Here is an 8,722-nt window from a genome sequence, read left to right as displayed (position 1 = left end):
CGGAAGCGACCGGCATGACGCCAGGCATGGATGCCCAATCCTGATCAAACATGATGCCGCGACTGCGATCTTCTTTGATATAAGAATCACGCATGATATCGATCCAGCCCAGTGTTGCAGCACGGTCGCCTTCCAATTTACCGACCACAGTGCCTGAATGCAGATGATCACCACCTGACAAACGCAGCATTTTGGTCAAAACGCGGAAATGAATACCATGGTTCGGATTACGATCCAGTACCGCATGCATTGCCCGGTGAATGTGCAGCAACATGCCGTTATCACGACACCAGTTGGCCAGACCGGTATTAGCGGTGAAACCGCCCGTCAGATAGTCATGCATGATGATTGGTGCACCCAGTTCTTTGGCATACTCGGCACGTTTGTACATTTCTTCAGGGGTTGGCGCTGTGACGTTCAGATAGTGACCTTTACGTTCGCCCGTTTCGATTTCGGCTTTGTCGATGGCTTCCATAACAAAATCAAAACGTTGTCTCCAGCGCATAAATGGCTGTGAGTTAACGTTTTCATCATCTTTGGTGAAATCCAGACCGCCACGCAAACATTCATATACAGCACGACCGTAGTTTTTTGCAGACAGACCCAGTTTTGGCTTGATGGTGCAGCCCAGTAATGGGCGACCATATTTGTTCATGATGTCACGTTCAACCTGGATACCATGAGGAGGTCCACCACAAGTCATTACGTATGCAACAGGAATTCGCACGTCTTCCAGACGCAAAGAACGTACGGCTTTAAAACCGAAAACGTTACCCACCAGAGAAGTCAGCACGTTAACGACTGAACCTTCTTCAAATAAATCGATCGGATAAGCGATAAAGGCATAGAACGCTTCATCGTTGCCGGGAACATCTTCAATAGCGTAAGCACGGCCTTTGTAATAATCCAGGTCCGTCAGCAAATCGGTCCAGACTGTGGTCCAGGTTCCAGTTGATGATTCCGCCGCTACCGCAGCAGCAGCCTCTTCACGTGGCACACCCTCTTGAGGAATAACCTTGAAACATGCCAGAAAATCGGTGTCTTTTGGAGTGTAATCGGGCATCCAGTATGTTTCGCGATACTCTTTTACACCCGCTTGATAAGTTTTTGCCATGGTGCTCTCTCCAGGTATATGCGCAAGCAGATTAATCAAACTGTTACTTTGGGTTAGTCAGAGCCTGTATATCTCATAGTTATCTTGAGATGGACAAATTTTGTCTCCAGCCATGGTGGCTGTGAAAGCGAATTTTATCCAAATGTAACCCAGCGACTATTTCATGTCTGGGGTAAAAATAGTTGACTTGACCTATTAAAACAAGTTAATAGTTTTTATCCTTGTCATAAATTAAAGTTATATATGTTACATGCCTCATTACAACAGTTACGCCTATTCGAAGCGGTTGCACGCCTGAAGAGCATTACCCGTGCGGCAGAAGAAAAACATTTAACCCAACCTGCCGTGTCGATCCAAATGAAAAAACTGGAAGAATCTGTCGGTATGCCTTTATTTGAAAGCGTTGGGCGGCAGTTACATCTTACTGTCGCAGGTAATGAACTCTATGATGCCTGCCGAGATGTTTTACAACGTCTTGCCGATCTGGACGCCGCATTAGCTGATTTACATGGTGAGGTTGCTGGTCCGGTAAACCTTGTTGTGGTCAGTTCTGCCAAATATTTTCTACCCTATCTTTTGGGCAATTTTATTGCGCGCTATCCCAAAGTTGAACCGAGGCTACAGGTAACTAATCGAGCCAGACTACTCGAACGTCTCGATGCCAATGAAGATCATCTTTATGTCATGGGTCAGGTACCAGAAGACCTGCCAGTGGTTGAGTACCCGTTTTTAGAAAATGTTCTGGTGATCGTCGCCCGGCCTGACCATCCATTGGCCAAACAAAAAAATATTTCATTAAAAACTATCTCTGAACAACGACTGGTTGGCCGCGAATCAGGTTCGGGCACACGCAAAGCGGTGGAAGAATTATTTGCCAAAAGCGGTTTAAAAGTCTCACCGTATATGGAATTAGGTGGAGCGGATGAAATCAAGCACGGCGTGATGGCGGGTTTGGGACTGGCAGTATTATCACTACATAGCCTGCGGTTAGAGCTGGCAGCAAAAAAACTGGTGGTCTTGGATGTAGAGAACTTTCCATTAAGACGGCGCTGGTATGCTGTGCATCGGCAAGGCAAAAGACTATCACTTGCCGCACAAACATTTCTGGAGTATCTGCAACAGGAAGGTGAACAGGAAATCGAGCATTTACTAACAGATAACCTGTCTCTTCTTACTGACAACCCAGACGTTTAGCCTGGGCAATCAAGTCCGCCACCGAAGCTTGCTGTTGATTCCGGCATCGGCTGAGAAAGCTCCTCTGAGTGCCAAGAGAATAAGTGTTCTCGATAAATCGACAGTTATTCATTGATGCAGATTTATCCCACCCCGCGAGGTATTGAACGGGTTGCGAAAAATTGCCTTTCTGAAAGAGCACCACCTCAGCCGGACGCTGTTGGATTCTACTCAGGTGTACCTGGAATTTATCATCGCAGTCCAGCCGCTGCAGAGAATGTTGTTGATATAAATGCTGCATCGTTTTGATTTGAGCTTGCTGCTCCAGCTGTTGCAGCTTTGGCTCAATCAAAAGCAGATATCCTGCAAATATCACCACCAACACGATTGCAGCAGCAAATGCTCTGCGAGTCCAATCCAGCTTCTCGACTAGCGTGAAGATAACGCCGGCAAGGCATAATAAAATGCCCGCATAGAAAAAAAGCGGAACCAACCAATTTGCATAATGCGAAGGACTACCGATTAGACCAGCCAAATAGCCATAAAAAAATATCCCTCCAAGTAATAAACCAGCAAGAAGACTTACAGCAAACCTGGCAAGCAATAACATCATGCAAAATGACTAAAAAACCGAAAATCAAAAGATTTCCGGTGTTTTTTGGAAAGCTTATTTTTCTTTGAGCAGATCACGAATTTCCGTTAACAGAATTTCTTCTTTAGTTGGCGCTGGTGGAGCTTCAGGAGCAGCCTCTTCTTTTGCTTTCAGTGAGTTCATTGCTTTAATCACCAAAAAAATCACAAAGGCAATAATCACAAAATCAACAATGGTTTGAATAAACTGTCCATAAGCGATAACCACTGCCGGCGTTTCACCAACCGCTTCTTTAAGCACTATTGTCAGATCCTTGAAATCCACTCCCCCCAGTAACAAGCCCAGTGGGGGCATAATCACATCAGCTACAAATGAGGAAACAATTTTGCCAAAAGCGACACCAATGATAATACCGACGGCCATATCTATCACATTGCCACGCATCGCAAATTTCTTAAATTCTTGTACCATGCTCATATCTGCTCTCCTTTTTGACTTTAATAAATTTCCCGATAAAACAGTTTTTTACGGCTTTTATATCAGCAGTTTAGAATATATGACATAAATAATTATTTGTCGGTAAAAATTAGCGGACAATAGAAGGAATGCGATTTTTCCACTGACACTTACTTCGTCACTCGATAAAGTTATAAGGCTTAATATATGGCTATTGGTTTTTTTCAAAAACGTATTGAAGAGATTATCGACAATGTTGCGAACTCTGACGATACAACCTCATTAACGGCCGAACAACTGGCGCAATTGTCCTCAGAATTGGCATTATATTTTTCGACCATTTTGCTCACGCTTGCTGGAGCTTTGCTGATCGCAATCTTTGTTTTATGGATTTTGAAACGACGTGCAAATCCCGCTACAACCGCCAATAAAGAACTTGAACGTCAACGCTTATTGCAGGACCTTGAAACCCAATTTCTGACTATCAGCAATCAACCCTCGGTATGGTTAAACAACAGATCAAATTTTGACGCCAAACTGGTCTATGAATTCTCACTGGCATTGACGCCGGAAGTACGCTGGCATGTCCCACAAACAGTTGAAACATCATGGCATATGGGAGATCGGCTGATCACGATTACAGATCAGCAAGATTTGCTGACCGCCAGTTTGCTTGATGAAATATTGCTCTGGTTCCGTCGCCTGGACCGGGCCGTTGCCGGAGAAATCATCAAAGTTGAAGATATTTATAGCTTATGGCGCCAGATATTGCCATTTGCCATTGATAACCGCTTCAGCTTTATGGCCGCTTACTTTGCAGAAGATAACCGCGGTAGCATTGATGATATTGAAGCAGTACGACAAGTCCTGATTGGGGTGATTCGTTATTGTCAGCAACAAAAACATTCACAACCACTGAGTTACATTAATGGCAGACTGGATCCGCTATTCTTCGATCAGCTGCCTAAAGGAATGAAAACGGGTATTGAAGCGGCAAGACACAACACAGTTCGCAAGGATCCGGTAGTGATGGATGAGGTTTCTGTCCCGGTGCAACAAAATAGAACTGAGCGAAAAGAACCTGTCGTTACTTCGCCGGAAAATGTTGCTGAAACATCCAAAAAAACCACTCGTAAAGAGCCTATCGTCAGCTTTGATGATGTGGATGTCGAAACCAAAAAACCGGGGTAATATTCAAGATCTGAAATCAGTCAGAAATAAACAGTTGATGTGTCAAGCCATAACACATTAGTTTTGTTGGGAGATGCTGAGTAATGAAACATTATTCATTAGTCTTTTTGCTCTGCCTTAGTACGACACATGTCTGTTTTGCTCAACAAACTGACAATATGCATATTATTATTGATGGTCGCCAGCCATTGAAAAGCGAAGATCAGAGCACTTGGTTAACCCATCCGGCAATTTTGCAGGCGGCCAATCTGGCGAGGTCATACTGGCTAAAACAGAACACCGTTTATCAGGAAGATTTTCGGATTATGGCAAGCAGCCAGGGAAACTTTACCCGGTCCGAGAGTCGACAGTCAGCAGTATTGTATTTGCTCAGTCGATGGCCACGTTGTTGCAGCAATATGGGACTCGCCATTATCGAAGATAATCAGCTTGTTCGTAATATTGTGTTTGCCGGTGGCACGCATCATTTATTTTCTGTCGCTGATATTAATCATGACCAACTAGATGAACTGGCATTGGTTAGTAGCTTTGGAATGGGTGGTAGCAATGAAACAACTCTACGTATTATTTCGTTGCCTGCGAGGGAAACTGTTTTATTAGGCACTATGCCACTTGCTTATGACAATTGTGCAACATTGCGTGAAGACAGCCTGCTCAGCACATTTCGAATCAGCATTAATAACGATGCTGTAGATAAAATTGAACTTGAAGAATTTCAGGCAGACTGTGAGCACCCAGAAGATGTGATGGTCACCTCGGTTAAAAGCATCATGATCGAAACAAAGCAACTTAACGACGAATATATTGATTTGCCGATTAACTAAGGACTGACATTCGCATTTTTACAGACATTGGCTAACACTGCCATAGCCAGATCAATCTGATAAGTCGGTTGTCGATGCTCGCGCAGAAAGAATTGCTGTACTCGATAGGCTTGTTGCTCTTTTTCAATGCGCTGTTCACAACGCATTTCATCGATTACCAGTTCGCCATTAATATCCTGAAGATAATGCACCATTTCATGCACTATAAAACCCCGGGCACTTTGGTCCTGCTGCAACTCCATTCGCTCATCATAGAAAATTGTCCGAGTCTCGGTATCGTAATAGGCAACGGCGGTACAGAATTGATCATCACATAATGTCTGCAGCAGCTGCTGATGACTAACGGCCTCAACTGTTGGCAACTTAATCGGCTGCTCAAAGCTGGTTAAAGTTACTGCCCATATCATCAAATCATTGATTAGCTCTTGCATATCTCTGCTCCGGTGCTTTTGTACTAGAGTCTGTTTATCTCTCAGCTCATAACAGAGGCGAAGATAAGAGCTAAACAAGCCCTAAAGCAATTCAAACAATTTCTGCATTGCCTGTTGATGCGTTAAATTCTGCTGTCTTAAATTACTGTAATTGGCACATAACTCGCCATACACATAGCTGCCGTTCACGGTTTGTAATTGCTCGGCAAAATCCTCCAGAATCTGATCTTCATTTGCCTCAATCCCCATTTCCTGTAATTGCCGTGTGGTCTGTACCGTACGATTGGCGATCACCCGGGGTTGCTCATGCACATATGGCTTAATAGAAAAGAGAAGTTTCTGGTAATAGTTGCTATCACGTGTGTTATCAGCATCTGGTTTAGCTTGATAAAGTGAGAGCAACCATTGTTCCGGCGGGGTGGGATCGGCAACTGATAGCATTTCTACTGGTTTGGCCTCTGGCATTCCTTGCTGTAGATTTTGCGGGACCGGTTTGACAATGGCATAGGATGGTTGCTGTTCTTCAACCTGAGACGTTTGCTGAGCATCATCATTACACCCGGTGACGCCAATAATGGCGAATGAAATAATTAAAAAGAACCCCACACGTTGCACCGCCAGGACCATTATTATTAGTTTCATTTGGTTGCTCCCTGAATAGTTTGCTCGAACCTGCCGGGTTTATCAGTCTGACACTTTATGAAGGCATGGCCGTTTACTGAAAGTCACCGTAGCGTTCTTCAGCAGCAGCTTCACTGATAAAACTCGCAGCTACCAACTCCCAGCGTTGTTCAGCATCAAACACTCGACTGCATCCTAAGGCCTGTGAAACGTTGGGTTTAAGCGGAAACATTGATCGTCCCGCCTGTCTTACATCATAAAAATAACGATCCAGTTGTAAATCAATGATATGTGTCTGGTGGGTATTTTTTACAAACACTCTGGCCCCACCTTTCTCATCACAATCCTCATCCCACTCTTCATAAAACTCAATATAGTGAGTTGCTGCATTTGCTTCTGCCATTAAAACTGAGCTGTTAGCAATGCAAAATAGCCCCCCGATAAAAACAAGCAAACTGGCAGTAGAAAGTTTAGTGAGCATAAAAATTTAACTCCTGAAACAAATATGGGTTCATAGCTAAGTCCAGACTCAGTGTTAAGAATCAAAGTTTCTCCCCAACCCAAGGTCAGGACATCATCCCTAGATGATTCAGGAATAAAGAATATTTATTACTCAGCAGCATTAAACCAACTGACCTGAAGCGGGAAACTTGATTGATCGAAAACAACTCGATAGTTTATTTAAGCAGGTAAGTACAATTTTTCAGGCCTGATAACGTAATCCCCGCTAAACCTTTATTGTGATTGAATCCGTTAATCTTCCTGAGTCATCGCATTAACTGGATTCTGATCAATTTTGTGTTACCAGGGCTTGTTGATCTTTCATCATTTTTTTGGAGAACATAATGTTTGACTGGAATTTAATGAGTGATGGGGAGGCATGGATATTTCAACCAGCCGTATTGAATTTCTTCCTGGTGCTCGGAATTGCAGTTGTAAGCTACATGTTACTTCGCATGGTGATGCGTTTTTTTATTACCCGCAGCGTCGATCTGCTCTCACGATCCAAAGGACGTTGGGGACGATATGGCGCTGAGGTCTTCAGGCATACAAGTCGATTATTAATAGCCGCCATGGCCGTCCAAATTGGTCTGGCACTAGTTGATCTTGGTCCTGAATGGGATAATCGGGTCAGTCATATATGGTTTCTGGTGCTGGCCTTGCAACTGGGACTGTGGATTGATGCTGCCATCGTCATGTGGAAAACAGAAACCATCGAAACGCGGGTATACCGTGAAAACCAATTAACCGTCACCATTGTTTCCTTACTGGTTCGTACCAGCATCTGGGCTGTCGTATTGCTATCTGTATTGGCAAATCTGGGCGTCAACATTACCGCTCTGGTTGCCAGCCTGGGTATTGGTGGCATTGCCATCGCTCTGGCACTTCAGACATTGCTGGGAGATTTGTTTGCCTCTGCATCCATCGGTTTTGACAAACCTTTTAGAACCGGAGACTTTATTGTTTTTAATGATGTTGCCGGTACCATTGAATATATTGGGCTGAAAACCACGCGTATTCGAAGCCTGAGTGGCGAACAGATCATTTGCGGTAATACCAACCTGCTGCAGCAAATCATTCACAATTACAAACGAATGAATGAACGTCGAGTGGTTTTCTTTCTGGCAATTTCATTTCGCACGCCAGTCGCCAAAGCCAGACAGATACCCGGCTTAATAAAGGAAATCATCGAATCCATCGACAAAACCCGATTTGATCGGGCGCATTTATTCAAATTTGATGATTATTCGATGAGATTTGAGGTGGTCTATTACGTGCTAAGCTCAGACTACAATATCTATATGGATATCCAGCAAAACGTTAATTTTACGTTGCTGGAGGAGCTGGACAAAAGAGAAATCAGATTTGCTATGCCTGTGCGTTCCATTGAGTTTCTTGATGATATACCGATTCCTGACAAACCTCATGCTTCGAGCAGTCACCTCAGCGACAAGACTATTCACAAAGCAGAATAAGTTTGTTTAGGGCTTGTTATTGATTTGGAATGGTGAAAATGCCGTCAGGGTACTGGTTGCACATAAACTTAACGAAGGCACGAACCTTCGGGCTTTGTAAACGACGTGACGTATGCAGAATCCAAAGCTCGGTTTCCCCGTCGGCCATGCCCCATGACACCAGTTCACCTTTTTCAAGTTGACTGCCAATAATGGAGTGCGGGAGCATTGCCGCTCCTGCCCCTGCAGCAATGGCATCGCGGACCATTAACAGCGATGAAAGACGAAGAACAGGTTGCGGTTCAATGATGTGCTGGCCATCATTGACGGTCCAAAAGTCTCCGTCACGATAGGTTTGCATAACT

The 8,722-nt window shown here is 44.1% G+C and carries 11 protein-coding genes; 4 read left to right on the top strand and 7 right to left on the bottom strand.

What is annotated here, in order from left to right:
• Positions 1–1,114, bottom strand: a 1,114-nt coding sequence (locus tag B3182_RS00965) for a form I ribulose bisphosphate carboxylase large subunit (RefSeq protein WP_292751180.1), incomplete at its 3' end; no start/stop codon positions are given.
• A 243-nt stretch (positions 1,115–1,357) separates the two neighbouring features.
• On the opposite strand from B3182_RS00965, the gene B3182_RS00960 reads away from it, so the two are divergent.
• Positions 1,358–2,308 carry a LysR family transcriptional regulator gene (locus B3182_RS00960; RefSeq protein WP_292354490.1) on the top strand — a complete coding sequence of 317 codons (951 nt, stop codon included), beginning with the start codon at positions 1,358–1,360 and terminating at the stop codon, positions 2,306–2,308.
• Here the strand turns inward: B3182_RS00960 and B3182_RS00955 are convergent.
• Positions 2,286–2,900, bottom strand: coding sequence for a hypothetical protein (locus B3182_RS00955; RefSeq protein ID WP_292354488.1), 615 nt, complete (start codon positions 2,898–2,900; stop codon positions 2,286–2,288). The two genes, B3182_RS00960 and B3182_RS00955, sit on opposite strands and share 23 nt — an antisense overlap.
• A 54-nt stretch (positions 2,901–2,954) precedes the next feature.
• Positions 2,955–3,356, bottom strand: coding sequence for a large-conductance mechanosensitive channel protein MscL (mscL, locus tag B3182_RS00950; protein ID WP_292354486.1), 402 nt, complete (start codon positions 3,354–3,356; stop codon positions 2,955–2,957).
• 186 nt (positions 3,357–3,542) lie between these two features.
• On the opposite strand from mscL, the gene B3182_RS00945 reads away from it, so the two are divergent.
• Both B3182_RS00945 and B3182_RS00940 read left to right on the top strand, forming a co-directional pair.
• Positions 3,543–4,526, top strand: a complete 984-nt coding sequence (locus B3182_RS00945; RefSeq protein ID WP_292354484.1) for a hypothetical protein — start codon at positions 3,543–3,545, stop codon at positions 4,524–4,526.
• Positions 4,527–4,609: 83 nt separating this feature from the next.
• Positions 4,610–5,350 carry a hypothetical protein gene (locus tag B3182_RS00940; protein ID WP_292354482.1) on the top strand — a complete coding sequence of 247 codons (741 nt, stop codon included), beginning with the start codon at positions 4,610–4,612 and terminating at the stop codon, positions 5,348–5,350.
• Here the strand turns inward: B3182_RS00940 and B3182_RS00935 are convergent.
• From B3182_RS00935 to B3182_RS00925, 3 genes are all read right to left on the bottom strand, one after another.
• A complete protein-coding gene (locus B3182_RS00935) occupies positions 5,347–5,781 on the bottom strand; it encodes a hypothetical protein (protein ID WP_292354480.1) in 435 nt (144 codons plus the stop codon). The two genes, B3182_RS00940 and B3182_RS00935, sit on opposite strands and share 4 nt — an antisense overlap.
• Positions 5,782–5,862: 81 nt before the next feature.
• Positions 5,863–6,423: a hypothetical protein gene (locus B3182_RS00930; RefSeq protein WP_292354478.1), complete on the bottom strand. Its 561-nt coding sequence runs from the start codon at positions 6,421–6,423 to the stop codon at positions 5,863–5,865.
• Positions 6,424–6,496: 73 nt separating this feature from the next.
• A complete protein-coding gene (locus tag B3182_RS00925; protein ID WP_292354477.1) occupies positions 6,497–6,883 on the bottom strand; it encodes a hypothetical protein in 387 nt (128 codons plus the stop codon).
• A 364-nt stretch (positions 6,884–7,247) separates the two neighbouring features.
• On the opposite strand from B3182_RS00925, the gene B3182_RS00920 reads away from it, so the two are divergent.
• The gene (locus B3182_RS00920) at positions 7,248–8,378 is read left to right on the top strand and encodes a mechanosensitive ion channel family protein (RefSeq protein ID WP_292354475.1); all 1,131 of its coding nucleotides are present in this window, start codon (positions 7,248–7,250) and stop codon (positions 8,376–8,378) included.
• Between the two features lie 16 nt (positions 8,379–8,394).
• Here the strand turns inward: B3182_RS00920 and B3182_RS00915 are convergent.
• Positions 8,395–8,722: LysR substrate-binding domain-containing protein (locus B3182_RS00915; RefSeq protein WP_292751177.1), on the bottom strand; the 328-nt coding region annotated here is incomplete at its 5' end.

This window comes from Methylophaga sp. UBA4204 (assembly GCF_002379485.1).
In the GTDB taxonomy this organism is placed as follows: Bacteria; Pseudomonadota; Gammaproteobacteria; order Nitrosococcales; family Methylophagaceae; genus Methylophaga.
Note: the sequence above shows the minus strand (reverse complement) of the source record. Positions and strands in the feature narration are given on the sequence as shown.

Excerpts from the sequence above, each read along its gene's own strand:
- B3182_RS00960 (WP_292354490.1), top strand. The coding sequence starts at position 1,358 with ATGTTACATGCCTCATTACAACAGTTACGCCTATTCGAAGCGGTTGCA.
- B3182_RS00955 (WP_292354488.1), bottom strand. The coding sequence starts at position 2,900 with ATGATGTTATTGCTTGCCAGGTTTGCTGTAAGTCTTCTTGCTGGTTTA.
- mscL (WP_292354486.1), bottom strand. The coding sequence starts at position 3,356 with ATGAGCATGGTACAAGAATTTAAGAAATTTGCGATGCGTGGCAATGTG.
- B3182_RS00945 (WP_292354484.1), top strand. The coding sequence starts at position 3,543 with ATGGCTATTGGTTTTTTTCAAAAACGTATTGAAGAGATTATCGACAAT.
- B3182_RS00940 (WP_292354482.1), top strand. The coding sequence starts at position 4,610 with ATGAAACATTATTCATTAGTCTTTTTGCTCTGCCTTAGTACGACACAT.
- B3182_RS00935 (WP_292354480.1), bottom strand. The coding sequence starts at position 5,781 with ATGCAAGAGCTAATCAATGATTTGATGATATGGGCAGTAACTTTAACC.
- B3182_RS00930 (WP_292354478.1), bottom strand. The coding sequence starts at position 6,423 with ATGAAACTAATAATAATGGTCCTGGCGGTGCAACGTGTGGGGTTCTTT.
- B3182_RS00925 (WP_292354477.1), bottom strand. The coding sequence starts at position 6,883 with ATGCTCACTAAACTTTCTACTGCCAGTTTGCTTGTTTTTATCGGGGGG.
- B3182_RS00920 (WP_292354475.1), top strand. The coding sequence starts at position 7,248 with ATGTTTGACTGGAATTTAATGAGTGATGGGGAGGCATGGATATTTCAA.